General features: G+C 62.4%; 22 protein-coding genes. 16 read left to right on the plus strand and 6 right to left on the minus strand.

What is annotated here, in order from left to right; translation table 11 throughout:
• The first annotated feature begins 115 nt into the window (after positions 1–115).
• On the plus strand, positions 116–1,321 hold the full coding sequence (gene glcE, locus NKH52_RS32805) for a glycolate oxidase subunit GlcE (RefSeq protein ID WP_352736409.1): 1,206 nt from the start codon (positions 116–118) through the stop codon (positions 1,319–1,321).
• A gap of 10 nt (positions 1,322–1,331) precedes the next feature.
• The gene (gene glcF / locus NKH52_RS32810) at positions 1,332–2,657 is read left to right on the plus strand and encodes a glycolate oxidase subunit GlcF (protein WP_352736408.1); all 1,326 of its coding nucleotides are present in this window, start codon (positions 1,332–1,334) and stop codon (positions 2,655–2,657) included.
• Between the two features lie 10 nt (positions 2,658–2,667).
• Here glcF and NKH52_RS32815 read toward each other — a convergent pair whose 3' ends face one another.
• Both NKH52_RS32815 and NKH52_RS32820 read right to left on the minus strand, forming a co-directional pair.
• Positions 2,668–3,588, minus strand: coding sequence for a bifunctional 5,10-methylenetetrahydrofolate dehydrogenase/5,10-methenyltetrahydrofolate cyclohydrolase (locus tag NKH52_RS32815; protein ID WP_127292743.1), 921 nt, complete (start codon positions 3,586–3,588; stop codon positions 2,668–2,670).
• 259 nt (positions 3,589–3,847) lie between these two features.
• The gene (locus NKH52_RS32820; protein ID WP_352736407.1) at positions 3,848–4,585 is read right to left on the minus strand and encodes a L,D-transpeptidase; all 738 of its coding nucleotides are present in this window, start codon (positions 4,583–4,585) and stop codon (positions 3,848–3,850) included.
• 215 nt (positions 4,586–4,800) lie between these two features.
• Between NKH52_RS32820 and NKH52_RS32825 the strand changes: the two genes are divergently transcribed.
• Complete coding sequence (locus NKH52_RS32825; protein ID WP_352736406.1) at positions 4,801–5,439, plus strand: DNA-3-methyladenine glycosylase I; 639 nt, start codon at positions 4,801–4,803, stop codon at positions 5,437–5,439.
• A 2-nt stretch (positions 5,440–5,441) separates the two neighbouring features.
• Here the strand turns inward: NKH52_RS32825 and NKH52_RS32830 are convergent, their stop codons facing one another.
• Positions 5,442–5,696 (minus strand): hypothetical protein, encoded by a 255-nt coding sequence (locus tag NKH52_RS32830; protein WP_352736405.1) that lies wholly within the window; start codon positions 5,694–5,696, stop codon positions 5,442–5,444.
• Positions 5,697–5,923: 227 nt separating this feature from the next.
• Between NKH52_RS32830 and hisS the strand changes: the two genes are divergently transcribed.
• The 6 genes from hisS to NKH52_RS32860 all read left to right on the plus strand — a co-directional run bounded on the left by hisS (position 5,924) and on the right by NKH52_RS32860 (position 13,089).
• On the plus strand, positions 5,924–7,429 hold the full coding sequence (hisS, locus tag NKH52_RS32835) for a histidine--tRNA ligase (protein WP_352736404.1): 1,506 nt from the start codon (positions 5,924–5,926) through the stop codon (positions 7,427–7,429).
• A 214-nt stretch (positions 7,430–7,643) separates the two neighbouring features.
• A complete protein-coding gene (locus tag NKH52_RS32840) occupies positions 7,644–8,765 on the plus strand; it encodes an ATP phosphoribosyltransferase regulatory subunit (protein ID WP_352736403.1) in 1,122 nt (373 codons plus the stop codon).
• A complete protein-coding gene (gene hisG, locus NKH52_RS32845) occupies positions 8,762–9,460 on the plus strand; it encodes an ATP phosphoribosyltransferase (protein WP_352736402.1) in 699 nt (232 codons plus the stop codon). Before NKH52_RS32840 ends, hisG begins: the two co-directional genes overlap by 4 nt.
• 333 nt (positions 9,461–9,793) lie before the next feature.
• The gene (locus tag NKH52_RS32850; protein WP_352736401.1) at positions 9,794–11,566 is read left to right on the plus strand and encodes an AMP-binding protein; all 1,773 of its coding nucleotides are present in this window, start codon (positions 9,794–9,796) and stop codon (positions 11,564–11,566) included.
• A 188-nt stretch (positions 11,567–11,754) separates the two neighbouring features.
• Entirely contained in the window at positions 11,755–12,858 is a 1,104-nt protein-coding gene (locus tag NKH52_RS32855; RefSeq protein ID WP_352736400.1) for a calcium:cation antiporter, read from the plus strand.
• Positions 12,859–12,882: 24 nt separating this feature from the next.
• The gene (locus NKH52_RS32860) at positions 12,883–13,089 is read left to right on the plus strand and encodes a hypothetical protein (RefSeq protein WP_352736399.1); all 207 of its coding nucleotides are present in this window, start codon (positions 12,883–12,885) and stop codon (positions 13,087–13,089) included.
• A 171-nt stretch (positions 13,090–13,260) separates the two neighbouring features.
• Here NKH52_RS32860 and NKH52_RS32865 read toward each other — a convergent pair whose 3' ends face one another.
• Positions 13,261–14,313 (minus strand): sensor histidine kinase, encoded by a 1,053-nt coding sequence (locus tag NKH52_RS32865; protein WP_352736398.1) that lies wholly within the window; start codon positions 14,311–14,313, stop codon positions 13,261–13,263.
• Positions 14,310–15,749, minus strand: a complete 1,440-nt coding sequence (locus NKH52_RS32870) for a DUF7125 family protein (protein WP_352736397.1) — start codon at positions 15,747–15,749, stop codon at positions 14,310–14,312. Before NKH52_RS32870 ends, NKH52_RS32865 begins: the two co-directional genes overlap by 4 nt.
• Before the next feature lie 297 nt (positions 15,750–16,046).
• Between NKH52_RS32870 and NKH52_RS32875 the strand changes: the two genes are divergently transcribed.
• Positions 16,047–17,963, plus strand: a complete 1,917-nt coding sequence (locus NKH52_RS32875) for a hybrid sensor histidine kinase/response regulator (RefSeq protein ID WP_352736396.1) — start codon at positions 16,047–16,049, stop codon at positions 17,961–17,963.
• A gap of 336 nt (positions 17,964–18,299) precedes the next feature.
• Here NKH52_RS32875 and NKH52_RS32880 read toward each other — a convergent pair whose 3' ends face one another.
• Positions 18,300–18,977 carry an MIP family channel protein gene (locus tag NKH52_RS32880; protein ID WP_023809011.1) on the minus strand — a complete coding sequence of 226 codons (678 nt, stop codon included), beginning with the start codon at positions 18,975–18,977 and terminating at the stop codon, positions 18,300–18,302.
• A 182-nt stretch (positions 18,978–19,159) separates the two neighbouring features.
• On the opposite strand from NKH52_RS32880, the gene NKH52_RS32885 reads away from it, so the two are divergent.
• The 6 genes from NKH52_RS32885 to NKH52_RS32910 all read left to right on the plus strand — a co-directional run.
• Entirely contained in the window at positions 19,160–20,449 is a 1,290-nt protein-coding gene (locus NKH52_RS32885; RefSeq protein ID WP_352736395.1) for an RsmB/NOP family class I SAM-dependent RNA methyltransferase, read from the plus strand.
• A gap of 126 nt (positions 20,450–20,575) precedes the next feature.
• The gene (locus tag NKH52_RS32890; RefSeq protein WP_013530371.1) at positions 20,576–21,034 is read left to right on the plus strand and encodes a PaaI family thioesterase; all 459 of its coding nucleotides are present in this window, start codon (positions 20,576–20,578) and stop codon (positions 21,032–21,034) included.
• Positions 21,035–21,175: 141 nt separating this feature from the next.
• Positions 21,176–21,844 carry a 5'-methylthioadenosine/S-adenosylhomocysteine nucleosidase gene (locus tag NKH52_RS32895; protein ID WP_352736394.1) on the plus strand — a complete coding sequence of 223 codons (669 nt, stop codon included), beginning with the start codon at positions 21,176–21,178 and terminating at the stop codon, positions 21,842–21,844.
• Positions 21,845–21,899: 55 nt separating this feature from the next.
• Positions 21,900–23,462: a glutamine-hydrolyzing GMP synthase gene (guaA, locus tag NKH52_RS32900; RefSeq protein ID WP_352736393.1), complete on the plus strand. Its 1,563-nt coding sequence runs from the start codon at positions 21,900–21,902 to the stop codon at positions 23,460–23,462.
• A 322-nt stretch (positions 23,463–23,784) separates the two neighbouring features.
• Positions 23,785–23,958: a M81 family metallopeptidase gene (locus NKH52_RS32905; RefSeq protein ID WP_352736392.1), complete on the plus strand. Its 174-nt coding sequence runs from the start codon at positions 23,785–23,787 to the stop codon at positions 23,956–23,958.
• A 535-nt stretch (positions 23,959–24,493) separates the two neighbouring features.
• Positions 24,494–25,743 (plus strand): VCBS domain-containing protein (locus NKH52_RS32910; protein WP_352736391.1); only part of this gene is annotated, 1,250 nt, incomplete at its 3' end.

Raw genomic sequence — 25,743 nt, forward strand, 5'->3', positions numbered from 1 at the left:
TGGTCATCCTCAATGCAAAAGCACGCGATGCGCGCAACGAGTTCGTAATTGCAACTTGACACCCCAGATAGTCGCTCTCCCCCGCCTTGCGGGGGGCGAGGAACCAGAGATACCCATGACCACCTTCACCCCAACCACGTCAGACGAAGTCCTCTCCACCGTCGCCTGGGCAGTGGCGGAAGGCTCGCCGCTGGAAATCCTCGGCCACGGCTCCAAGCGTGGCATCGGCCGGCCGCTGCAAACCGAACACACGCTCGACCTGTCGAAACTCTCTGGCGTCACGCTCTATGAACCGGCTGAACTGGTGCTGTCGGCAAAAGCAGGCACGCCGCTGGCCGAGATCGAAAAGCTGCTGACGGAAAATGGCCAGCAGCTTGCCTTCGAGCCGATGGACTACGGCCCGTTGCTCGGCGGCGAAGCTGGCAAAGGCACAATCGGCGGTGTGCTCGCCGCGAACCTTTCCGGTCCGCGCCGGCTGAAGGCGGGCGCGGCGCGCGATCATGTCCTGGGCATCAATGTGGTGTCCGGTCGCGGCGAGGCCTTCAAGTCGGGTGGCCGCGTGGTCAAGAACGTCACCGGCTATGACATGTCGAAGCTGATGGCCAACAGCTGGGGTACGCTGGCCGTATTCACCGACGTCACCTTCAAGGTGCTTCCGGCAGCCGAGACCGAAGTCACGCTCGCCATCCGTGGCCTGCTTGATGATGCCGCTGCCACAGCCATGGCCCTGGCGCTTGGCTCGAGTGCTGAGGTGTCGAGTGCCGCCCACCTGCCGGAGCGGATCGCCGCGCGCGTTGCCGGCGGCAGTCTCGGCAGCGAGGCCGCAACGCTGCTGCGTGTCGAGGGTTTCGGCCCGTCAGTCGCCTACCGCATCGCCGCGCTGAAAACGCTGCTCGGCAAGGCCGGGCCGCTGCAGGAGATTGCCGGTGAAACCTCACGGCTGATCTGGCGCGATGTGCGCGATTGCAGGCCCTTCGCCGACAACAGCGAGAAGCCGGTCTGGCGGGTGTCGATGACGCCGGGACAGTGCCACCAGATGGTCCTGACGCTGCGCATGCAGGCCGCCGTCAGCGCCTTCTATGACTGGCAGGGCGGGCTGGTGTGGCTGCGCATGGAACAAGGCGATCCGGAAGCCGCCCTGCTGCGCGGGCTGTTGAGGAAACATGGCGGCGGCCATGCGACGCTGGTGCGTGCCGCACCTTCGCATCGCGCCGCTTTGCCGGTGTTCGAGCCGCAGCCGCCGGCGCTTGCCGCATTAGCGGCGCGCCTGAAACAGGAATTCGACCCGAAGCACATCCTCAATCCCGGCCGAATGGCCTAGGACATTAGCGATGCAGACCAATTTTTCGCTTGCCCAGCTTGCCGATCCGCATGTCGCGGAATCGGAAAAGATCCTGCGCAAATGCGTGCATTGCGGCTTCTGCACCGCCACCTGCCCGACCTATGTGACGCTTGGCAACGAGCTCGATTCACCGCGCGGGCGCATCTACCTGATCAAGGACATGCTGGAGAACGGCCGTCCGGCCGACAAGGAGATCGTCACCCATATCGATCGCTGCCTGTCCTGCGTTGCCTGCATGACCACCTGCCCGTCGGGCGTCAACTACATGCATCTGGTCGACCATGCCCGCGCCCATATCCAGGAGACCTACAGGCGGCCGCTGCCCGACCGCCTGACCCGCGCCATGCTGGCCTTCGTGCTGCCCTATCCCCAGCGTTTTCGCGCGGCGCTCAAGCTGGCGAAGTTGGGCAAGCCGTTTATGGGCTTGTTCGACAAGGTTCCGGTGCTGAAGCCGCTCAGTGCGATGCTCAAGCTCGCGCCGGCCTCGATCCCGGCAGCATCGCCAAGCGCTTCACCTGGCATCCATGCCGGGCAGGGGAGCAAAAGAGGCCGCGTCGCCATCCTCACCGGCTGCGCGCAATCGGTGCTCGATCCCGCCATCAACGACACCACGATTTCGCTGCTGACGCGGCTCGGCGTCGAGGTCGTGGTGCCACCGGGCGAGGGCTGCTGCGGGGCGCTGGTTCATCATATGGGGCGCGAGCAGGCCGCGCTTGCCTCTGCGAGGCAGAATGTCGATGCCTGGACGCGCGCCATCGAACAAGGCGGGCTCGATGCCATCGTCATCACTGCCTCCGGCTGCGGCACGACGATCAAGGACTACGGCTTCATGCTGCGGCTCGACCAGGCCTATGCCGACAAGGCGGCGCGCGTTTCGGCGCTGGCCAAGGACATTACCGAATATCTCTCGACCTTCGACCTGCCTGAACCGGTGCGCAAGCCGGGCACGGTCGTCGCCTATCACTCGGCCTGTTCGATGCAGCACGGCCAGAAGATCACCCGCCAGCCGAAGGAACTGCTCGCCAAGGCCGGCTTCATCGTGCGCGAGCCGCGCGAAGGGCATTTGTGCTGCGGTTCGGCCGGCACCTACAACATCCTGCAGTCCGAAATCTCGGCCAAACTGCGCGACCGCAAGGTGACAAACATCGAGGCGACGGGGGCTTCGATCGTCGCCACCGGCAACATCGGCTGCATCACCCAGATCGCTTCCGCCGCCAAGCTGCCGGTGGTGCACACGATAAAACTGCTCGACTGGGCCTATGGCGGACCGATGCCGGCAGGCGTTCGGGGAGAGAACCTCATCGCCGCGGAGTAGGGCGCCGCGCTTACTCCGCCGCGAGCCTGTCCGCCGTACCGTAGGTCGCCTCATAAAGCGCACGCTGGCGGCTGAGCGCGACCATTGTGTTGCGCAGCAGGATGGCGACCGTGATCGGGCCGACGCCGCCCGGCACCGGGGTGATCCAGGAGGCGACCTCGCGCACGCTTTCGGTGTCGACGTCGCCGACGATGCGGCTTGAGCCGTCAGGGCCGATTTCGGAATTGATGCCGATATCGATAACGGCCGCACCCGGCTTGACCATGTCGGCCTTGATCAGCCGTGGCTTGCCGACGGCGACGAACAGCGCATCGGCGCGCCTTGCATGGGCGGCGACCGACCGCGTCATGTGGTGGCACACGGTCACCGTCGCGCCTTCGCTCATCAACAGGAAGGCGATCGGCTTGCCGACGATTTCCGAATGGCCGACGATGACGACTTCCAGTCCCTTGAGGTCGAGGCCGGTTTCCTTGAGCAGTTCGACCGAGGCCGCCGCCGTGCAAGGCGCGAGATCGAGCTGGTTGTAGACGATGTTGCCGATCGAGGCCGGATGCATGCCTTCGACATCCTTGAGCGGATGCACCGCCGCCTGCAGCGTCCTGATCGGGATATGCACCGGGACCGGCCGCTGAATGATGATGCCGGTGACGCGCGGATCGGCATTCAGGCCGTGAATGGCCGCTTCCAGCTCGCCTGCCGTGATGGTGGCGGGAAAGCGCCGCTCCTCGAAATCGATGCCGGCGAGCTCAGCCTTGGCGCGCTGATTGCGCACATAAACATCCACCGCATCGGTGTCGCCGACGGTGATCGAGATCAGCTTGGGGGGAAAGCCCTCGGCTTTGGCGATTGCTGCGTCCTCGCGAACGGCGGCGATGATGCGCTGGGCGACCGGGCCGCCCTTGAGATAACGGCTGTCTTCGGACAGGGGCATGGGGAACTCTTTTGTGGAACTAGCCACCGAGATAGCAAAAGAATGCGGTAAAGGGCAGCATGAAAGCGAACCGCTATGCCCGTTGCGCGACGCGTGGGTGACCTTTGCCCTCGATTTCTGCTCAAAAACGGAAAGGGCAGCGCGGTTTCCCGTGCTGCCCTTCCTGACCGGCCGCATCCCCATACGGCCCGTCCCCCGTTGTCCCTAACTGGCCTCGAAAAGCGGACTGCTTTGCCGGCCAGGTGATTCGCAGGGATTATTATATCACCTCGACCGTGGTTCCGACATTGACCCGTTCATAGAGGTCGACCACGTCCTCGTTGCGCATGCGGATGCAACCCGACGACACCGCGCCGCCGATCGTCCACGGCTGGTTGGTGCCGTGGATGCGGTACTCGGTCGTGCCGAGATAGAGCGCACGGGCGCCGAGCGGGTTCTCCATGCCTCCGGCCAGATAGGTCGGCAGGTAGCGGCCTTTGGCGGCTTCACGCTTGATCATCTGCGCCGGCGGGCGCCAGTCCGGCCACTCGCGTTTGTTGGTGATCTTGTGCGTACCCGACCATTCGAAGCCCGGCTTGCCGGTGCCGACGCCATAGCGCCTTGCCTTGCCGTTCTTCTCGACCAGGAAGAGGAAATTCTGCGTCGTGTCGATGACGATCGTGCCCGGCTTCTGGCCTCCCTCATAGTCGACTTCCTGCGGCAAGTAGATCGGGTTGATCTGCGGGCGCGTGGCCACACGTTTCGCAGGCGCCTGCACCGCTGCCGTCCGCACCCGGTCGGGCTGCGCCGCGCGCAGGCGCGGTTGTTGCTGCACGACCTGGCGGTTCTGGCGCACGATGCCGGGCGCCTGGCCAAGCTGCAGCACCCAGGGTGCGGAAAGGTCGGGGCTCACCATCACCGGCGGCCTGTCGGCGTAGCGATCGCCGGCGGTTGAGGGCGTGACGCCGGCGGCAAACACAGCCACGGCGCCGAGCACGGGAAACAGAACTGTCTTCATCGGAACGCACCTTGATCGTCTGATACAAAACGGGTGGAAACGTCCTCCCGGTTCGGCGATCATTGGCGCGCAAGCAGCAACCGAAACATGAATCGGAATGCGTAAAATGCGGAACTGTCGGTAAACCTTTTGGTGTGGTTACCGCCGGGTTCAGGAATCTGGTAAAGCCGCAGTAAATGCCGCGCAAAAGCGCGTTAACGAACGGATTTTGGCTTATGGACAAGGAAAACACCGGCCTGCTCGCCGGTCCTGATGGTGTCGCGCGCTGCTTCTGGCACGGCAATCTGCCCGACTATCTGCACTACCACGATCATGAATGGGGCCGGCCTGTGGCCGACGACCGCAGGCTGTTCGAAAAGATCTGCCTGGAAGGCTTTCAGTCGGGCCTGTCGTGGCTGACCATCCTGCGCAAACGGGAGAATTTTCGCGAAGCCTTCGCCAATTTCGAGTTCGACAAGGTCGCCACCTTCACCGACAAGGATGTCGAGCGCCTGCTCGGCAATGCCGGCATCATCCGCCATCGCGGCAAGATCGTCTCGACCATCAACAACGCCAAGCGCGCCCGCGAAATGGTGGATGAATTCGGCTCGCTGGCCGCCTGGTTCTGGAAGTTCGAACCCGGCAAGGATGAGCGGCCCGTGATCGTCGATCTCGCGCATCTGCGCGCCAACCCGACAACGGCCGTCTCGGTGCGGATTTCGAAGGAGCTGAAGAAGCGCGGCTGGAGCTTTGTCGGCCCGACCACCGTCTACGCCTTCATGCAGGCCATGGGCCTGGTCAACGACCACCTCGAGGGCTGCGTCTGCCGCAAAGAGGTTGAGAAGCAGCGGAAGGCTTTCAGGCGGCCGAAGTAGGCTCAGGTGCCGTTGGCGCTGGCTAGCACCAGGCCGGCGACGATCGCCACCACCGTGGCCACGGTCGGATAGATCACCAGCAGGCCGGTCATCAACGCGTCGCGCATGGATGGTCCCTTGCCGGTGTCGACGGGTACTTCGAACGGGCCGGCAGCCTGGCTGACCATTTTCGGGGCGTGGATGTCGGCCGGGCGCAGGCGTGCTGGCAATTCGCCTGCATCGCTGTCGATGGCATGGAATCTTGCTGTGCTGGTCATGGCCGCGAACCCCTCATTTCGGAGCGCTTTATCGGCTGCGATTGTGTCGGCACGATGCCGCGCTCGTGTCGGCATTGTTCATTTTTGGCGCGGTTTTGTTTCACGGAGGTTCGAGCGGGGTGCTGGGTGCCGACCCTTGCCGCTCCCGGCTGCATCAGTTAGGAAACGCGCGCTGCCGAATAGGAATTTCCTATCCCGCAACGCCACGAAACACCGGATGCTCACTCATGGCCGACAAATCGGAAAAGACGAAAGCGCGACTGCCGCGCGGTTTTGCCGACCGCAGCGCCGAGGACATCCGCGCCGTCGAGAAGATGATGGCGACGATCCGCTCGGTCTATGAGCTTTACGGTTTCGAGCCCGCTGACCAGCCGCTGATCGAATACACCGACGCGCTCGGAAAATTCCTGCCCGATCAGGACCGGCCGAACGAAGGCGTGTTTTCCTTCCAGGACGATGACGACCAGTGGCTGTCGCTGCGCTATGACCTGACCGCGCCGACGGCGCGCTTTGTCGCCGAGAATTATGAGCGGCTGCCAAAACCCTATCGCAGCTATCGGTCCGGCTGGGTGTTCCGCAACGAGAAGCCCGGCCCCGGCCGCTTCCGCCAGTTCATGCAGTTCGACGCCGACACGATCGGCACGCCGGGCGTGGCGGCGGATGCCGAGATGGCGATGATGATGGCCGACGTCATGGAAGCGCTCGGCATCAAGCGCGGCGACTACATCATCCGGGTCAACAACCGCAAGGTGCTGGACGGCGTGCTGGAGGCTATCGGTCTTGGCGGCGACGAGAATGCCGGCCGCCGGCTGACGGTGTTGCGCGCGATCGACAAGCTCGACAAGCTCGGGCCGGAAGGCGTGAAGCTTTTGCTTGGCCCGGGCCGCTGGGATGGCGGCAAGGAGGGCGAGGGCGATTTCGCCAAGGGCGCGGGGTTGAACAACGGGCAGGCCGAGGCGGTTCTTCTCGCGACCGCGAGGACCATACAGGCCGGCCAGGATTCCATGGTCAGTTCGAACGCCATCTACCAGGAAGGCGTCGGCGAACTCGCCACGATTGAAGCACTGGTCAGGGCGGCGGGATATGGCGAGGACCGTATCGCCATGGACCGCTCGGTCGTGCGTGGTCTCGAATACTACACCGGACCGGTCTTCGAGGCCGAACTGCTGGCCGAAATCCCCAACGAGGACGGCCAGATCGTGCGCTTCGGCTCGGTTGGTGGCGGCGGCCGCTATGATGGCCTTGTTTCCCGCTTCCGCGGCGAGCCTGTGCCGGCGACCGGCTTTTCCATCGGCGTCTCCAGGTTGATGACCGCGCTGAAGAACCTCGGCAAGCTCGATGCCTCGGACGTGATCGCACCTGTCGTCGTGCTGGTGATGGACAAGGACACCGACAGCCTCGGCCGCTACCAGAAGATGGTGGCGGAGCTGCGCGCCGCCGGCATCCGTTCCGAAATGTATCTCGGCGGCGCCGGCATGAAGGCGCAGCTCAAATATGCCGACCGCCGCGGCTGCCCGGTCGCCATCATCCAGGGCGGCGACGAGCGCGCCAAGGGCGAGCTGCAGATCAAGGATTTGATCGAAGGCGCGCGCATGTCCGCCGAAATCACCGACAACGCCGAATGGCGCGCCGCGCGCCCGGCGCAGGTGACGGTGGCGGAAAGCGAGCTGGTTGGTGAGGTGAAGAAGATATTGGCGGCGCAGGCCGCTGATCGCGCGAAAGGTGGCGCTTGAATCCCCCCCTCTGGCCTGCCGGCTTGCCTGGGCCGAGCCACGGGTCTCGGCCCGTCCTTCGGACCCCCCGCAAGGGGGGAGATTGGATGCCGTCGAGGCTTTCGCCAATCTCCGGTGTTGAAGATGGCGCGCCAAGCTCGAAGCTGCCAATCTCCCCCCTTGCGGGGGAGATGGCCGGCAGGCCAGAGGGGGGTGCCTCGCGCCCGTCCAATCGATGACCTCCCGCTACCCCGCAATATCAACCGACATCACTAACCTCTTCGCCACACGCAACACGCATGCGGTCGAGGTTGCCGTGCTGCAGCCGGCCGACCCGTTCCTCGACATGGCGGGCGAGGATTTGCGTCGCCGCATCTTCCTGACCGAAAGCGAGACCGGCCAGACATTGTGCCTGCGGCCGGAATTCACCATTCCGGTCTGCCTCGACCACATAAGTTCGCAGGCCGGCACGCCGCGCCGCTATTCCTACCTGGGCGAGGTGTTTCGCCAGCGCCGCGAAGGCGGCAACGAGTTCTTCCAGGCCGGTATAGAGGATCTCGGCGACCGCGATACCGCTGGAGCCGATGCCCGCTCGGTGGCCGACGCGCACGCGCTGCTGTCGCTGGTGCTGCCTGGCCAGGCATTGGCGATCACGCTCGGCGACCAGACCATTTTCGAGGCGGTTCTGGCTGCCCTTGGCTTGCCGCGCGGCTGGCGCATGCGCCTTGCCCGCGCCTTCGGCTCGGCGCCGATGCTTGAGGCGGCACTCGCCGATCTCGCCAACCCGCCGCGCAATGGCCAGCTCTCCGGGCCGGTCGCGGCCCTTGTGCTAGACGGTGATCTGGACGGTCTTTCCGCCCATATCGCCAGCGGCATGGAAGAGGCGGGCCTGTCGGCGTCCGCCGGACGCGCGCCGTCCGACATTGCCCGGCGGCTGATCGAGAAAGCCGAATTGCGCAGCGTTCGACTGTCGAGCGAGGCCTTTTCCGCGCTGAAGGATTTTCTGGCGATCGACGTTCCGCTTGATGGCGCAACCCAGGCACTGGAGACCTTCGCCACCGGCGCCGGGCTGTCGCTCGATGTCGCGCTGGAAAAGTTCGCTGCCCGCGCCAAGGCGATCGAAACGCATGGCTTGCCGGCCGATAAAATCCGCTACGACGCCGCCTTCGGCCGCCCGCTCGATTACTACACCGGCCTGGTTTTCGAAATCGCGGCCGACAATGGCGACCGGCCGCTGGTCGGCGGCGGCCGCTATGACCGGCTGCTGACCTTGCTTGGCGCGAAGACGCCTATCCCCGGCGTCGGCTTTTCGGTCTGGCTCGACCGCATCGAGGCATTGCGGGAGACGGTGCCATGATCACGCTGGCGGTCCCATCCAAAGGGCGCCTGAAAGAACAGGCGCTGGATGTGCTGGCCAAAGCCGGCCTCGCCGTCAGCCTGCCCGGCGACGAGCGCAAATACCACGCCCGCGTCGAGGGTCTGGACGATGTCGAAGTGGTGTTCCTGTCGGCTTCCGAAATATCAGGCGAGATCGGCCAGGGCGCCGTCGATCTCGGCATCACCGGCGAGGACCTGGTGCGTGAAAACCTCGCCGACTGGGAGACCCGCGCCGAAATCGTCGCCCGTCTCGGCTTCGGCAATGCCGATGTCGTGGTGGCTGTGCCGGACATCTGGCTCGACGTCGACACCATGGCCGATCTCGACGACGTCGCCGCCGATTTTCGCCAGCGCCATGGCCGGCGGCTGCGTATCGCCACCAAATACTGGCGGCTGACCCAGCAATTCTTCTCGCAGAAGCACGGCATCCAGGTCTATCGCATCGTCGAGAGCCTGGGGGCTACCGAAGGCGCGCCGGCGGCCGGTCTGGCCGATGTCATCGTCGACATCACAACCACCGGCTCGACGCTGCGCGCCAATCATCTCAAGGTGCTGGGCGATGGCCTCGTCCTGCGCTCGCAGGCCTGTCTGGTAGCGTCGAAGAAGACACGGGCGGCGGCGGATGAGGCGCTTTTGCGCGACATTGCCGCGAAGATGGCGGCTGCGGCCGGATAGCGGCGGGCCTTCGCCCGCTGCCCTCAGGGCTCCGAACCCAGCTTCAAAACCTTACGGCGGTCCGTCCTGCGGTGTCGGTAACTTTGCGCCGGGGTTTTTCCTGTATAGGAATTATTTCCTTGACCGGTGCAGTCAGCTATGGTACATTTTTGGCTATGGTGCTGATTTGCGCCAGTGACCCGCCGCCCAGGCGGGTTTTGCGTTTTGATGTTCGTCAACCAACGAAGGCCCCGAAGCGTCGTGGGCCGTATCGTTGCCCGGCCCCGACCATCGGCGGGATTTTCACCACCCCCTCGGGCTGATAGGCTCGGCCAGTCCCGGGAGGAGAGAGCGATGCCGGTCAATCTCGACGAGCTGAAGAATGCCAGCAATCTGCGCGGACGCGGCGCGCGTGCTGGCGGTGTCTTCGTCGCACCCGTCGACAACAGGGCCCATGTCTCTGGCGAACGCAGCGTGCCGCTGTTCGACAAGACCATCCCCGCGCTGTTTTCCGACACCGTCGGCAAATACGGCACGCTCGACGCCGCCGTTTTCGTCGACCAGGACAAGCGCTTCACCTGGAGCGAACTGTCGGACACGGTGGACGCGCTGGCTGCCGGCTTCCTGGCACTGGGGCTGGCAAAGGGCGATCGCGTCGGCATCTGGTCGCCCAACCGCTGGGAATGGCTGGTGACGCAGTTCGCCACCGCCCGCATCGGCCTGATCCTGGTCAACATCAACCCCGCCTATCGGTTGACCGAGCTCGACTATGCGCTGAACAAGGTCGGCTGCAAGGCGCTGGTCACCGCTGCCAAGTTCAAGACGTCAGACTATCTCGGCATGATCGAGACGCTGGCACCCGAGATCGCCAAGGCCACACCGGGCAAGCTCAAGGCACAGAAACTGCCGGCGCTGAAGATCGTCATCCGCATGGGCGACGAGAATTCGCCCGGCATGTTCAATTTCGGCGACGTGCTGGCCATGGCCGGGCGTGACGAGCATGACAGCCTCGACCGCATCTCGGAGAAGCTGAAGCCGGGCGAGGCCATCAACATCCAGTTCACCTCAGGCACCACGGGAGCCCCCAAGGGCGCGACGCTGACCCACAGCAACATCGTCAACAACGGCAATTTCGTCACTTCGGCGATCAAGCTGACCGCCGACGACCGGCTGTGCATTCCGGTGCCGCTCTATCACTGCTTCGGCATGTCGATGGGCACGATGGGTTGCGTCTCGAAAGGCGCGACCATGGTTTTCCCAGGAGAAGGGTTCGACGCCGGCGCCACGCTGAAGGCGGTGGCTCAGGAACGCTGCACCGGGCTTTATGGCGTGCCGACCATGTTCGTCGCCCTGCTGGATCATCCGGATTTTTCCGCCTTCGATCTCTCCAGCCTGCGCACGGGCATCATGGCCGGCTCGCCATGCCCGATCGAGGTGATGAAGAAGGTGGTGTCGCTGATGCATATGGAACAGGTGACCATCGCCTACGGCATGACCGAGACCAGCCCGGTCTCGTTCCAGAGCGGCGTCGACGACCCCTTGGAAAAGCGCGTCTCGACCGTCGGGCGCATCCACCCCCATGTCGAGGTCAAGGCGGTCGATGCCGATGGCGCTACCGTTGCGGTCGGCGTACCGGGTGAGCTTTGCACGCGCGGATATTCGGTGATGAAGGGTTACTGGGACGACGAAGACAAGACCCGCGAGGCGATCGACAGCGACGGCTGGATGCACACCGGCGACCTCGCCACCATCGATGCCGAGGGTTATTGCAACATCGTCGGCCGGGTCAAGGATATGGTCATCCGCGGTGGCGAGAACGTCTATCCCAGGGAGGTCGAGGAATTCCTCTACCGTCACCCAAAGGTCAAGGAGGTGCAGGTGTTCGGCATTCCCGACGCCAAATATGGCGAGGAGCTGTGCGCCTGGATCGTGCTCAAGCCCGGCCAGATCGCCACCGAGCAGGAGGTCAGGAACTTCTGCGCCGGCCAGATCGCCCATTACAAGATCCCCCGCCACATACGCTTCCGCACCGAATTGCCGATGACGGTGACCGGCAAGCCGCAGAAGTTCTTGATGCGCGAGGCGATGGTGGAAGAACTGGGGCTGGTGGCGCAGAAGACGGCGTGAGCGAAGGCGGCGCTTCGGTTTGTCCGGCGCGCTGGGTGCGGTCAGGTCGCGATCCTGCTGCATCATTTGGAGCGCGTTGTTTGTGAGGGGGCGAACGCCGGCCGTCGGGCCTGCCGGATGTTTTCCAAGGCGCTCCACACTCCACATGGGGTTTTCCGCAAGGTTCGCAGAAGCGCATAGGGGCTTGAATGGGTGGTTTCAAACGATCGGTGGTTTCTTATGCGATGCCCTTGGCCGCCTTGGTGATGGCTGTTGCAGTCAGGGCAGGCGGGCTGTCGGCGGACGAAGGTTCGCTGAGCGCCAGGATACTCGTCGGAGCGCTTTCGAGTGCGATCATGTTCACCACCATTTTCGTGGTGCTCGACCACGCCGAGTCGGTGGCCCGGCGTGTAGGAGAGCCCTACGGCACATTGGTGCTGACTTTTGCCGTGACGGCAATCGAGGTGTCGATCATCGTTTCCATGATGCTGCATGGAGAGAACAACCCGACGCTTGCACGTGAGTCCGTCTTTTCAACGGTGATGATTGCATCCACCGGCGTCGTCGGCACGTGTCTTGCGCTTGGCGGCTGGCGTCATCGCAAGCAGGCAATTGTTCGACAAGGGACCAGCGCATATTTGGCGGTTCTGATCGCGCTGACCATCATGACGCTTATTCTGCCGACCTACACACAAGCTACGGGGCCGGGCACATTTTCGGCAGCTCAACTTGGCTTTGTGAGTGTGCTTTCGGTGCTGCTTTATGCAAGTTTTGTGTTCGCGCAGACTGTCCGCCACCGAGAAGACTTTGTCGAAGGGCAGGCCCACGGCGTTGCGCTGCGGACTGCCCCTGACGAAAGCGTGTTTGCCGGCACATTGCTGCTATTGATCGGGCTGATCGGCATTGTCATGCTCGCCGAGCAGGTCGCCGCAAGTGTTGAAAACACGCTCGTTGCCTATCAGGTGACACAGGCTGACAGCATTGTGGGGGCATTGATCGCCGGGCTGGTTTTGATGCCAGAGGCCATTTCGTCGGTTCGCGCTTCACTCAACAATGAACTGCAACGCGGTTTGAATGTCGCGATGGGTTCCGCTTGCGCCACAATTGGTTTGACAATACCGGCGGTCGCAGCCGCCAGCCTGCTGACGGGAAGAGGGTTAACCCTGGGGCTGCCGGCGACTGACACAGTGCTTTTGATTTTAGCGCTGTTCATATGCAACGTAAGTTTTAGTACTGAAAGAACAACATTCTTGACGGGTGCGGTCCATATCGTGGTATTTCTTACATATATATTTCTTATATTTGTACCATGAACTCTGGCTCAGGTTGGCAATTAGATGCGGCACGAGACAGCCGCCAACGGACTGCTTGGGTTCATCAGCCTGGAAGCCGATAGCGAACTGCAGACGACCGCCCCTTGCCTGAGATGGCGTTTTCGCTTCCGCACCGAATTGCCGATGACGGTGACCGGCAAGCCGCTGAAGTTCCTGATGCGCGAAGCGATGGTCGAGGAGCTGGGGCTGGTGACGCAGACGACGGCTTGAGGGCTGGCTTAACTTTGTGGCTGGGCAACGGCCGGCGTCGACTGTGAACCCCGATTGGCATCCAACACCGGTGGGCCGTCCACGTCGACATTTGAACCAGCTTCAATTGATAGCAATCTCGATGTTCTCGAGATGCCGTGCTTTTGGGTGAGCAGCCAAGGTGCCGCTACACTACTCGGTTGATTGCGGGCTAAGGCGGGAGAGTAGTCCGCGAATCGAGAAACGCAGGCCATCCGATGCGAAGACGAGATCAGGAGGCTCTCCAAACAGGCTGGTCAGTGCGGCGCGCATATAGCGTGTGCCGTATCCTACTCGCGAGGGCTGAACGACCGGCGGTCCTCCCGATTCTGTCCATCTCAGCGCCAGAACTGGTTCCGAACTCGACGCGATCTTCCATTCCAAATCTATCCTTCCCTCGGGATAGGACAATCCGCCATATTTGATCGCATTCGTTGCAAGCTCGTGGAGCGAGAGAGCGAGCGTCGTGCCGGCCTCGCGCGAAAGCAACACCTCGGGCCCCTCAATCGTAATGCCGTGTTGTCCGCTGGAAATGTACGGCGCGAGGACCGAATTCACGACATCTGTCAAAGGTACGGCCTCGCCGCCGGCCGCAAATACAGCGGAATGAACATCCGCCAAGGCTCTCAAGCGGCCCTTGAAGTCTTCGGACAGGCTGGCTGCCGAGGTTGCGCCGCGCCGTGTCATGTCAAAGATTGATACGACTGTTGTGAGGATGTTTTTTACCCGATGATTGAGTTCGAGGCGCAGCTCGGTTTCCCGCTCAAGGTAATCGCGTACGTCGCGCTGGCGGGCTCTGGTGAGGAGTGCCGACTGTATCCCGCTGATCAGTTCCAACGCGGCCACGGGACGTTGGTAAAAAATCTGGCGTGAACGTGGCCAGGCAGCGTTCAGGGCGGCCTGGACGCGCACTTGGGGCGCCGCGCGGTCGAGTAGGATCACGATGGGTATTTCCGACCAGTTCGGCTGATGCTGAAGGAAACTGGCAACAGTTGCGATGGCCGTGGGGTCCAAGGCTTCATGCGTAACGACCAGCACCCCGGGAGATAACGCAAGCAGGTTGTTCAAATCCGCGGGGTCGGCCGCTTGAGCCCGAACACCGCGCTCCTGCAGCAGGGAGGTCGTGTAAGCAGCGTCCTTGCGGTAGGGCGCCAAAATGAGCACCCAATCGAGCGTTCCCAGACCGTTGGAATCGGTGCCGCTCACGTCTCAGGCAGAGGATTGTAGGCAACGACCGAAACCCCGGAGCTTGCAATGAAGAGTTCCCGGACATCGAGGTCGTGCGGACCGTGGCGCTTTTTGACGACTGTAATGTTGCGCCTCAACCGGCCCTCGTGCTCGGCCATACGAAGTAGAAGCACGGTATCCCCGAGAAAGCTGACATCGACGTCAATCCCGACATTCTGCCCGAGCAATCCATGCTGCGCGACGATGAGCATTGTCAGCACGTCCGCACGCGCGAGATGTTTCAGGAGAGATTGGATGTCGAGCACCGCCTTTTCGCGGTGGGGAAGTGAATTCAGATAGCCCGTGAAGCTGTCAATCACCACCACACGTGTATTGTTGCGGCTGACGACTTGCTGCACGATCTGGCCGAACTCGCCTGGCGAGATTTCGTTCGGGCTAAAATCGTAGATGACCAGTTGGCCATCCTTGTGGAACTGCCGCAGGTCCATCCCGAGCCCTTCGGAGCGGCGAAAGAAGGTCTCCAACCGCTCCTCGAACAGGAAGAGGGCAACGCTCTCGCCTCGCTTGAGAGAAGCCGTCGCGTAAAGAGACGACATAGTTGACTTGCCGGTTCCGGACTGACCGATAACCAGTGTTATTGTTCCTGACTCCTGACCGCCGCCAAACATCTCGTCGAGAGCCTCGACTCCCGATTTGATCAGTTGCGGCTTGGTCACCTCGGGCGGCGAGCCCGGCACAATCCTTGGAAACACAACGACGCCTTCACCCTCGCGAATGGCCATGTCATGATAACCGTCGGCATAAGGCACGCCACGCATCTTGCTGACTTCGATCCGCCGGCGCACCGCACCATAGTCCTCGAGCGATTTATCAAGGCGGATGACGCCGTGGGCGATGCCCTCGATTTCCTCGCCATTGTGATCGCCGCCACTGGTTTGGGTATCGAGCAAAACAGCCACAATGCCCCGCCTGGCCAGGAAGGCTTTGAAGCCGATCAGTTCCCGCCTAAACCTTGGCGTATCGCCGGTGATCAGCCGGATTTCGAGCAAGGAGTCGTACACCAGTCTGTGTGGTTTATATTCTTCGATCGCGTGTTCGATCGCCTTGCGCGTCTCATCCAAGCGAAGGTCGGCGGTCTGGAAAATCGTCTGATCGGCTGCGCCACTCACGGCTTCGGAGGCCGAAAGCTCTTCGACGCGAATTCCATCGAGCGTCCAGCCGTGTGAAGAGGCAATCGCCTGCAGTTCGGAAGCGGTTTGCGAAAGGCTGACGTAGATGCAGCGTTCACCGGCCGCCACGCCGGCACGCAGAAACTGCAAGGCTGCCGTGGTTTTGCCTGCGCCGGGATCGCCCTGCACGATATAAAAGTTCGAAGCGGGCAGACCACCACGAAGAATTTCGTCCAAGCCGGCGATACCGGAACTTACAACGGGCTGCTTTTTTCGCTCGGCCATTCCGCCCCTAGTCTCCACCAGAAACTGTCAGCCCGTCATTGGGCATCAATAATGTAGAACGGTTGCACCGCTTGGCCACCTGGCCCAGGGAAACATCGATTTCCTGGAGCTAATTCTAGTAATCGGCGCGCTGCTGGGAGGCAAGTAAATCTCCTTGAAATGGCGGACGAAGTTGGGATGCACACTGGTGCGAGGTCCACCACATGTCCGTCGGCACCAGTTCATTTGATTTAGCGTGGAACCATAAGGGGCCGGCGGCGGTTTTCTCCCGTTGCAGCGAAGTAAACGGATGGGGGAATGATTCAAGGGACCGTCAATCCAGCCGATGAGGATCGCTACCGCGTTCTCGTCCAGGCCGTTACCAATTACGCGATCTACATGCTGGATCCTTCCGGGATCGTGACGAGCTGGAACGCGGGCGCCGAGCGGTTCAAAGGCTATGCTTCCCGCGAGATCATTGGCCAGCATTTTTCCCGGTTTTACACACCGCAGGATCGGGACTCCGGCCTGCCCGCGCGTGCTCTGGAGACAGCAGCCCGTGAGGGCAAGTTCGAGAGCGAAGGCTGGCAGGTCCGAAGCGACGGGAATCGTTTCTGGGCTCACATTGTGATCGATCCCATCCGCGATCCAGGCGGCAACCTGGCCGGCTTTGCCAAAGTCAGCCGTGATCTGACCGAACAAAAGAAAGCGGAGGAGGAACTCCGCAAAAGCCAGGAGCAGTTCCAACGTCTGGTCCAAGGCGTCACGGACTACGCGATCTATATGCTCGATCCACAAGGGATAATTACGAGCTGGAACTCAGGCGCCGAGCGTATCAAAGGCTATTCGGCGAACGAAATCATCGGGAAGCATTTTTCCCAATTCTATACGCCCGAGGATCGCGAGCGAGGCGGTCCGCAAAGCGCGCTGGAGACCGCCGCGCGTGAGGGTCGAGTTGAGCGGGAAGGTTGGCGCATCCGCAAGGATGGCACCGCGTTCTGGTCCCACGTGGTCATTGACTCGATACGGCACGACAATGGCGAGCTTCTGGGTTTTGCGAAGATTACCCGCGACATCACAGAGCGGAAGAAGGCGCAGGAGTCACTGGATCAGGCACGTGAAGCCCTTTTTCATTCACAGAAAATGGATGCGATCGGCAAGCTGACGGGCGGCGTGGCTCACGACTTCAACAATCTGCTGATGGCGGTTTTGGGCAGTCTTGAACTCCTTCGCAAACGGCTGCCCGACGATCCACAGCTGTTGCGTCTCCTCGACAATGCCGTGCTCGGTGCGCAACGGGGTGCCTCGTTGACGCAGCGCATGCTGGCTTTTGCGCGGCGACAGCAACTCGATCCAAGACCCGTTGACATAATTAGCTTGATACAGGGAATGAAGGAGTTGCTAGAGCGATCGCTAGGCTCAAGGGCGAGTATACAGACAAAATTTCCCCTTTCCCTCAATCAGGTCATGATTGATGAGAGCCAAATCGAACTCGCATTGCTGAATCTATGCGTTAACGCCAGGGATGCCATGCCTGACGGGGGAACGATCTTGATTTCCGCCCGGCAGGAACGGATTGGTGAAAGGCGTGGCGCTGGCTTGGCGCCAGGCGAATATGTCTGCCTTTCAATAATGGACAGTGGCGAAGGAATGGACGAGGAAACGCTTGCCCGCGCGACAGAACCGTTCTTCACCACAAAAGGAGTTGGCAAAGGGACGGGACTGGGTCTGTCGATGGTGCACGGGATGACGGAACAGATGGGCGGGCGCCTGGTTCTCATCAGCCACAAGGGAGCAGGCACGACTGCGGAAATGTGGCTGCCAGTGGCTGCCGCGACATCAGGCCGCGCGCGGGAGCAGGAGGCCCTCAGCCCGAAAACCGCCGAGGCTGCCTCTCTCCGGATTCTGGCAGTGGATGACGACGTTCTAGTGCTGTTGAACACCGCCGCGATGCTTGAGGATCTTGGGCATGCCGTTACCGAGGCGCATTCGGCCGCAGCAGCCCTTGACCTGCTGGAGGAGCAGCCGTTCGACCTCGTCATAACGGACCATGCGATGCCAAAGATGACCGGCCTGCAGCTATCGGACGCAATGAAAACCAAGTGGCCGAAAATCCCCGTCATTATAGCGACGGGCTATGCCGAACTACCGGGCGCTCGCGAGATGAACGTTCTCAGCAAGCCGTTCACGGAAAAAGAACTGGCGTGCTCGATAGCTTCTGTTAGTCGTATTTAGGTCGCCCGCCCCACCGAACCTCAGCGAGCCTCGACCTTCCTTCGCGACAGTCATTTGTCGCGTTGACAACAATGCGCTTTGCGTTTCGTCCCGCCCTTGTTTAGCAGTGTCACGTTGAGAGCACCGTTCTTACGCGCGCACGCACCTGCAGCCTACTGTCTGCGGTGTCGGCTCTCAGGCATTGGCAACACTAACCTCAACGACCGAGATGGGGCGCAAAGCTCCCATCTAAGGCCGCGCCTATCCAAGCCGTGATTGGGGAGGCCTGGCGGGTCTATTGTGCCAATCACTCAGGCGCGGGCCTGGCCCGCGCCTTCGTATTCAACCCTCCAAAGCTCAATCCTTCTCAAACACCCGCGCCTTCGCAACCACGCCGGCGATGGCGCCGCCGATCAGCGGTGCAACGATGAACAGCCAGAGCTGGCCGATCGCGGCAGTTCCCGAAAACAGCGCCGGGCCGATCGAGCGGGCCGGGTTGAGCGACGTTCCGGTCACCGGGATGATGGCGAAGTGCAATCCTGCCAGCGTCAGGCCGATGACCAGTCCGGCGAACGCGGTCGAGTGCTTTTCAGCCGTGACGCCAAGGATCACGGTGACGAAGGTGAAGGTGCCGATCACTTCCCACAGAAATGCCGAGCTGACGCCCCATTTCGTCACATCCCAGCCATTGGCGCCGAAGCCGGTCGTGTGTCCGCCAACCTGGCCGGAAACGATGATCCACAACGCCAGCGAAGCAAGGACGCCGCCGATGACCTGCGCGATCCAGTAGGGGATGACGTCCTTGGCCGGCAGCCGGCCCGCCAGAAAGACACCGAGCGTCACCGCCGGGTTGAGATGCGCGCCCGAAATCGGGCCGATCGCATAGGCCGCCGCGATGAGGCCGATGCCGAACGCCAGACCGATGCCTTCCTGGCCGAGAGGCAGCGCGCCGCCGAAGCCGCCCGTCACCACAGAAGCCGTACCGATGAACACCAATAGAAATGTGCCTAGAACTTCCGCCAGATAAGTCTTCATTGCCCTCTCCTCGTGTCGATCCGCCGGTCCACCTTTTCCGCGCCGCGAATCACAACCGGAAGAGTATTCGCAACCAGAAAAGTTGGAAAGCAGAGCGGTTGTGCAGGCCGACCTGCTTGTGCGCGCCGGTTGCGCGCTCTAGAGCAGGGCCGGAATAATTTTCTGCGTGACGGAACAAGACCATGCGATTGGGCGGACGGCTGGCTGCGGCCATCGAAGTGCTGGAAGACATCGGCCGGCGCCACCGGCCGGTGGCGGACGCGCTGAAGGATTGGGGCCTGTCGCATCGTTTCGCCGGCGGCGGCGACCGTGCGGCGATCGGCAACATCGTCTATGACGCCTTGCGCCACAAGCGTTCCGCCGGCTGGCTGCTGGGGCAGGACACGCCGCGCGCCATCGGCTTCGGCGCGCTGCTGCTCGAATGGGGCCAGACGGCACAATCGCTCAACGAGGCGCTTGATGGCGACAAGTTCGCACCGCCGCTGCTGACCGCCGCCGAGCTTCAGGCCATCGCCGACCATCGGCTCGCCGACGCGCCGGACGCGGTGCGGGCGGATGTTCCCGACTGGTGCGCGCCGCTTTTCGAGCGAGCCTTTGGCTCGACCTGGGCCGACGAGGGCGCGGCGCTGGCGACGCGCCCGCCGCTCGACCTCAGGGTCAACACCTTGCAGGCCAATCGCGACAAGGTGCTGGCCGAACTGACGGGAACTGGCGCGAAACCCTCGGCAATCGCGCCACACGGCATCCGCATCCCGCCGATCGACGGCGACGGCCGGCACCCAAACGTGCAGGCCGAGCCGGCTTTCCAGAAGGGCTGGTTCGAGGTCCAGGACGAAGGCTCGCAGATCGCGGCCGCCCTTGCCGGGGCCGAAGCCGGCATGCAGGTGCTGGACTTCTGCGCCGGCGCCGGCGGCAAGACGCTGGCACTGTCGGCTTCGATGGAAAATCGTGGCCAGATCTTTGCCCATGATGCGGAGAAAGCACGGCTGGCACCGATCTTCGACCGCATCCGTCGTTCGGAAAACCGCAATGTGCAGGTGGTCACCAAACCGGCCGAACTCGCGCCGCTCGGCAACCACATGGACATCGTGCTGGTCGACGCCCCATGCACCGGCAGCGGCACCTGGCGCCGCCGTCCCGACGCCAAATGGCGGCTGACGCAGAGACAGCTCGATGCCCGCAAGGGCGAGCAGTCGGCGATCCTCGATGCGGCCAAAGCCTATGTCAAACCGGGCGGCCTGCTGGTCTACATCACCTGCTCGGTGTTCGATGAGGAAAACGGTGAGCAGATCGCGGCCTTTCGGGACCGTAACAGCGGTTATGTTCCCGTCGACCATCGCCAGCTCTGGGACAGCCGTTTTCCCGGCCATGAGGCAGCCGCACGCATCGGCGCCAAAGGCGACATCTCGCTGTCGCCGGCGCTCAGCGGCACCGATGGGTTTTATCTATGTGCGTTACGCAGATCGGCCTGAATCCAATTCCTGACGGATGCGCGGCGCCGGCCGGCAGGCCAGGTCGATTGTGCAGTGCAGCAAAAGCATTTGCCTGCCGTCCATGCCTCTGCAATAAGCTTATCCGCACAAAGGAAGGCAGCGGCAATGGCAGCAAAGATCGTACCCGCCCCGGACTATGAGGATCGCGTCAGGACCTCCTTCGCGCGCCAGAAGGCGATGGCCACGATCGGCGCCGAACTGACGCTGGTGACGCCCGGCATCATCGAGATCGAGATGCCCTATTCGGCGGCACTCACCCAGCAGCATGGCTTCCTCCATGCCGGCGTCATTTCGACGGCACTGGACTCGGCCTGCGGCTATGCCGCCTTTTCGCTGATGCCGGAAAATTCCGGCGTGCTGACCATCGAGTTCAAAGTCAACCTCCTGGCACCGGGCAGGGGCGAGCGCTTCCTGTTCCGCGGCTCGGTGACCAAGCCCGGCCGCACCATCATCGTCGCCGACGGCCAGGCCTACGCCTTTGCCGCCGACGGCGAGGCCAAGCTGATCGCCACCATGACCGGCACCATGATGACCGTGGTCGGGCGTGATGGCATAGAAGGGTGAGTGGCCGGTTCGCCGCAGGCGAATTCATCGTGCCGGTGGCACGATGAAAGGCCCCGAACGCCGGGAGCTGCCGGAGGCAGCGGGTCCCGGCGAGCGGCGGTGCAGATAAGCAGATGATCCGGCGGAGAGGAGCAAATCATCATGACCGGTAAAGTGTCGCGCCTGTCGGGCAAGGACGTCCTCTTCGTCATGGCGGCGCAGGCCGAATACGGCCCGCACCTCAAGCAACTGTTCACGCCGTTGATGACCGGTGTCGGTCCCGTCGAGGCCGGCGTCAGGCTGGGTGCGGAACTCTCCTGGCTGAAATCGCAAAAGGCACTGCCGGATCTCGTTGTTTCGCTCGGCTCAGCCGGCAGTCGGACGCTGGAGCAGACGGAGATCTACCAGGCGGTTTCGGTCAGCTACCGTGACATCGACGCTTCGCCGCTCGGTTTCGAAAAGGGTGCGACACCCTTCCTCGACCTGCCGGTAACCGTGCCATTGCCCTTCAAGATACCGGAGATCAGGCAGGCGACCCTGTCGACCGGCGCAGCGATCATCACCGGCGCGGCCTATGATGCTGTTAGCGCCGACATGGTCGACATGGAGACCTTCGCCTGCCTGCGCGCCTGCCAACTGTTCGACATTCCGCTGATCGGTCTGCGCGGCATCTCCGACGGGGCGGCGGATCTCAGGCATGTCGGCGACTGGACCGAATATCTTGAAGTCATCGACGAGAAGCTGGCGGACGCCGTCATGCGGCTCGAACGGGCGATCGGCGACGGCGCCCTTCGGACGGGACCATCCCATGAAGATGCCAGACCAGCCTGAAAGTCGGGCTACGCAACCCATTGCGCCGACTCGTTTCTTTCTCTAAACGCTCGCCATGAAAACAGCCAATCATCCCGACACCGTCCTGATTGTCGATTTCGGCAGCCAGTTCACCCAGCTCATCGCCCGCCGCATCCGCGAGGCCGGCGTGTTTTCCGAGATCGTGCCGTTCCAGTCGGCCGAAGCGGCATTCAAGCGCATCAATCCGAAGGCCGTCATTCTGTCCGGCGGTCCGGCTTCGACCGGCGATATCGGCAGCCCGCGCGCGCCGCAGATCGTCTTCGATTCCGGCGTGCCGGTGCTTGGCATCTGTTACGGCCAGATGGCCATGTGCGTGCAGATGGGCGGCGTTGCCGAAAGCTCCGATCATCGCGAGTTCGGCCGCGCCTTCGTCGAGATCCAAAAGGACAGCCCGCTGTTCGAGGGCCTGTGGGCACCCGGCCAGCGCCACCAGGTGTGGATGAGCCATGGCGACCGCGTCATCTCCTTGCCCAAGGGCTTCGAAGTGTTCGGCAAGTCGGAAGGCTCGCCCTTCGCCATCTTCGGCAACATCGAGCGCAAGATGTACGGCATCATGTTCCATCCCGAGGTGGTGCATACGCCCGACGGCGCCCGGCTGCTCAGGAATTTCGTCCACAACATCGCCGGCATCGAGGGCGACTGGACCATGCGCGCCTACCGCGAGCACGCGGTCGAGACGATCGGCAAGCAGGTCGGCAAGGGCAAGGTCATCTGCGCGCTGTCGGGCGGCGTCGATTCCTCCGTTGCGGCGCTGTTGATCCACGAAGCGGTCGGCGACCAGCTGACCTGCATCCTTGTCGACCACGGCCTGATGCGCAAGGACGAGGCCGCGGGCGTGGTGGCGATGTTCCGCGAACACTACAATTTACCGCTCATTCTGGTGAACGCGTCGGACCGTTTCATCGACGCCCTCGAGGGCGAGTCGGACCCGGAGAAAAAACGCAAGACCATCGGCCGGCTGTTCATCGAGGTGTTCGAGGAAGAGGCCAAGAAACTCGGCGGCGCCGAATTCCTGGCGCAGGGCACGCTCTATCCCGACGTCATTGAAAGCGTCTCCTTCACCGGCGGCCCGTCGGTGACGATCAAGTCGCACCACAATGTCGGCGGCCTGCCCGCGCGCATGAACATGCAGCTTGTCGAGCCGCTGCGCGAGCTGTTCAAGGACGAGGTCAGGGCGCTGGGCAAGGAGCTTGGCCTGCCCGAAAGCTTCATCGGCCGGCACCCGTTTCCAGGCCCGGGTCTTGCCATCCGTTGCCCCGGCGGCATCACCCGCGAAAAGCTGGAGATCCTGCGCGAGGCCGACGCCATCTATCTCGACGAGATCCGCAAGGCCGGCCTCTACGACGCCATCTGGCAGGCCTTCGCCGTGCTGTTGCCGGTGCAGACGGTCGGCGTGATGGGCGATGGCCGCACCTACGAGTTCGTCTGCGCGCTGCGTGCCGTCACCTCGGTCGACGGCATGACGGCGGATTTCTACCACTACGACATGGCCTTCCTCGGCGCCGCCGCCACCCGCATCATCAACGAAGTCCGCGGCATCAACCGCGTCGTCTACGACGTGACGTCGAAGCCGCCGGGAACAATCGAGTGGGAGTAGGGGAATGGCGGCAATGGCGTAATTTCGGCACGTAGCGCCTCCGCTACTGTGCCTACGCCAATAACCCCAACCCGGCCTCGATCGCCTTTCCAAAACAATCTGACGGCACTGAAACGTGGCTGTGCGTGGAAGTAAAGCGTGCTCTGAACTGTGTAGAGCCTTGGCGTACAATGGCGTGCAAATAGGTGGGTTTGGACAAGCGACGAACGGTTGCCGAAGGGCGATAGATACCGCTATGCCGACATTTCCGAAAGGAGCGCCTGCTCCGGCGAAGCCAAAGCTTTCTCGGTCGTGTTGCGGCCAGTTCGCTTGACTGCATCCCATGCTCGAGGAGGTCAATGGCGGGCGCACTGACATCGGTCCGATGCTCGAACGGCTCGCATCCGCGCCAGCCTACGAGGCACAAGTCGACGTATTTGCCGTCAGCATCAATGGCGGCTTCGCCAGCGCAGACATCGCCGAGGTCGGGCCAACCGTGCTGCTGTCCGGCGCGTGAAGTGATCCAGTTGAATCCCCAGCGTTCAAGCGAACTGGCCGGCTGCCGGGTTGGCGCGCTGCACGAGAAGTACGCAGCGATCAAGGTGCGGCGTTGGTATGGTGGTGCGCTGGCGGGCTCTCGTCACGCTGAGCCGCACGTTCTGCCGCCGGGCTCATATCGGACGTGCGCCTGTTCGATATCACAACTCGATTCTAGTGACTGTGGCTCCCCTTATGCTCGACTATTAACTGTTCGGCCAAGTTGGGCGTTGACGCTTCCTCTCTATAAGAGTTAATAATCTCCTAATATAAGAGGCATCTAAAGTTTGTGGTCGGTAACCACGGGTTTGACGATGTAATTTGGGGTAGGAAAGGTAGCGCGACGACCAGTCGTCGCGTCCAGCAGCATCGGGTCAATATCCGTCCGAATGGCCAGCTTGAGGCGGCTGTTCCAAGCGCGGCGGTGTGCCTGGCGACAATTCATGCCTCCCCGGATTCGCGCGGTTTTTCTTCGGCTGGAAGCAGCCGGTCGTTCAGTACTGCCGATAGAACAGATGAGGCATCTGTTCTTAAAAAGGGGGTTGAAAATGGCTACTCAGGTCACCGGTGCCGGCGGCACCACGACGTCTTTCTCCAACACGCCGCAGGCAAAGGATGACGTTTTCAATCTCACCGAGGATACGGTCGTCCTCGTGTCAGGTTCGCAAACCATCATAGTTCTCGATGTGATGGCCAACGACCAGGGTGGAAACGCAAAGTCCCTCTTTTCAGTGGATGATGGGGTTTCCGCATCGACGGCCACGAAGCAATACGCGCCCATTGACCTGACGAACCAAGACGTTCTGTCAACAGGCGTTTCAGCCTGGGAAAGCATCGGCGACGGCGTTTTTATTCGCATCAACAACGGCAAGGTCGAAATGGACCTCAGCCAGTATCTGGTGGCGCACTATGGCTTGTCCAGTCTGCAGGCTTTGGGTGCGGGCGTCCAGATCAACGAAACCTTCACCTATGCGATCAAGCTCGGCAACGGAACGCTGAGCTGGGCCAGCGTGTCGGTTAACATTCAAGGCACCAATGACGGCGCGATCATCACCGCCGTTCCAGGCGCGGACTTGACCGTGGTCGAGGCCGGTGGCGTCGCCAACGGCACGCTGAATGATCCCAACGCCAGTGGGCAGCTGACCATTACCGATCCCGACGCCGGCCAGAACCATTTCCAGACTCCGCCAAGCCTCCTGGGCACTTACGGCACTTTCACCTTCAACACGACAACCGGCGTGTGGGCTTATACGCTCAATCAGGCGCTTGCCGACCCATTGACGCAGGGCCAGCATGTTACCGACACTCTGACGGTAACATCGGCGGATGGAAGTACGAGCTACAATATCGTCGTCAATATTACCGGCACCAACGACGCCGCCGTTCTGTCGGCCGATGTACGAAACCTCACCGAAGGCAACACTGCAGCAGCGATCTCGACATCGGGCACGCTGACCATCTCGGACGTCGACGGCCCGGCGACCTTTGTCGCCCAGGCCGCGACCATAGGAACCTATGGTACCTTCGCCATCAATGCGGCCGGCGCCTGGACCTACACCGCGTCCTCGGCCCATAACGAGTTCGTCGGCGGCACCACCTACACCGACACCTTCAATGTCGTCAGCGCCGACGGCACCGCCACCACCGTGACCGTCAACATCCTGGGCACCAACGACGCGGCGGTGATCACCGGCACCAGCACCGCCGCGCTGACCGAGACCAATGCGGCGCAGAGCACCGGCGGCACCCTGGTTGCCACCGATCC

It is taken from the genome of Mesorhizobium sp. M1066, assembly GCF_040318635.1.
GTDB lineage: Bacteria > Pseudomonadota > Alphaproteobacteria > Rhizobiales > Rhizobiaceae > Mesorhizobium.

Bases quoted from the DNA above. Each gene is read 5' to 3' on its own strand.
- NKH52_RS32825 (WP_352736406.1), top strand. From the start codon at position 4,801: ATGGACAAGGAAAACACCGGCCTGCTCGCCGGTCCTGATGGTGTCGCG.
- NKH52_RS32830 (WP_352736405.1), bottom strand. From the start codon at position 5,696: ATGACCAGCACAGCAAGATTCCATGCCATCGACAGCGATGCAGGCGAA.
- NKH52_RS32880 (WP_023809011.1), bottom strand. From the start codon at position 18,977: ATGAAGACTTATCTGGCGGAAGTTCTAGGCACATTTCTATTGGTGTTC.
- hisG (WP_352736402.1), top strand. From the start codon at position 8,762: ATGATCACGCTGGCGGTCCCATCCAAAGGGCGCCTGAAAGAACAGGCG.
- NKH52_RS32850 (WP_352736401.1), top strand. From the start codon at position 9,794: ATGCCGGTCAATCTCGACGAGCTGAAGAATGCCAGCAATCTGCGCGGA.
- NKH52_RS32870 (WP_352736397.1), bottom strand. From the start codon at position 15,749: ATGGCCGAGCGAAAAAAGCAGCCCGTTGTAAGTTCCGGTATCGCCGGC.
- NKH52_RS32875 (WP_352736396.1), top strand. From the start codon at position 16,047: ATGATTCAAGGGACCGTCAATCCAGCCGATGAGGATCGCTACCGCGTT.
- NKH52_RS32860 (WP_352736399.1), top strand. From the start codon at position 12,883: ATGCGGCACGAGACAGCCGCCAACGGACTGCTTGGGTTCATCAGCCTG.
- NKH52_RS32820 (WP_352736407.1), bottom strand. From the start codon at position 4,585: ATGAAGACAGTTCTGTTTCCCGTGCTCGGCGCCGTGGCTGTGTTTGCC.
- NKH52_RS32840 (WP_352736403.1), top strand. From the start codon at position 7,644: ATGACCTCCCGCTACCCCGCAATATCAACCGACATCACTAACCTCTTC.
- NKH52_RS32890 (WP_013530371.1), top strand. From the start codon at position 20,576: ATGGCAGCAAAGATCGTACCCGCCCCGGACTATGAGGATCGCGTCAGG.
- guaA (WP_352736393.1), top strand. From the start codon at position 21,900: ATGAAAACAGCCAATCATCCCGACACCGTCCTGATTGTCGATTTCGGC.
- glcF (WP_352736408.1), top strand. From the start codon at position 1,332: ATGCAGACCAATTTTTCGCTTGCCCAGCTTGCCGATCCGCATGTCGCG.
- NKH52_RS32815 (WP_127292743.1), bottom strand. From the start codon at position 3,588: ATGCCCCTGTCCGAAGACAGCCGTTATCTCAAGGGCGGCCCGGTCGCC.
- NKH52_RS32905 (WP_352736392.1), top strand. From the start codon at position 23,785: ATGCTCGAGGAGGTCAATGGCGGGCGCACTGACATCGGTCCGATGCTC.
- glcE (WP_352736409.1), top strand. From the start codon at position 116: ATGACCACCTTCACCCCAACCACGTCAGACGAAGTCCTCTCCACCGTC.
- NKH52_RS32895 (WP_352736394.1), top strand. From the start codon at position 21,176: ATGACCGGTAAAGTGTCGCGCCTGTCGGGCAAGGACGTCCTCTTCGTC.
- NKH52_RS32885 (WP_352736395.1), top strand. From the start codon at position 19,160: ATGCGATTGGGCGGACGGCTGGCTGCGGCCATCGAAGTGCTGGAAGAC.
- NKH52_RS32855 (WP_352736400.1), top strand. From the start codon at position 11,755: ATGGGTGGTTTCAAACGATCGGTGGTTTCTTATGCGATGCCCTTGGCC.
- hisS (WP_352736404.1), top strand. From the start codon at position 5,924: ATGGCCGACAAATCGGAAAAGACGAAAGCGCGACTGCCGCGCGGTTTT.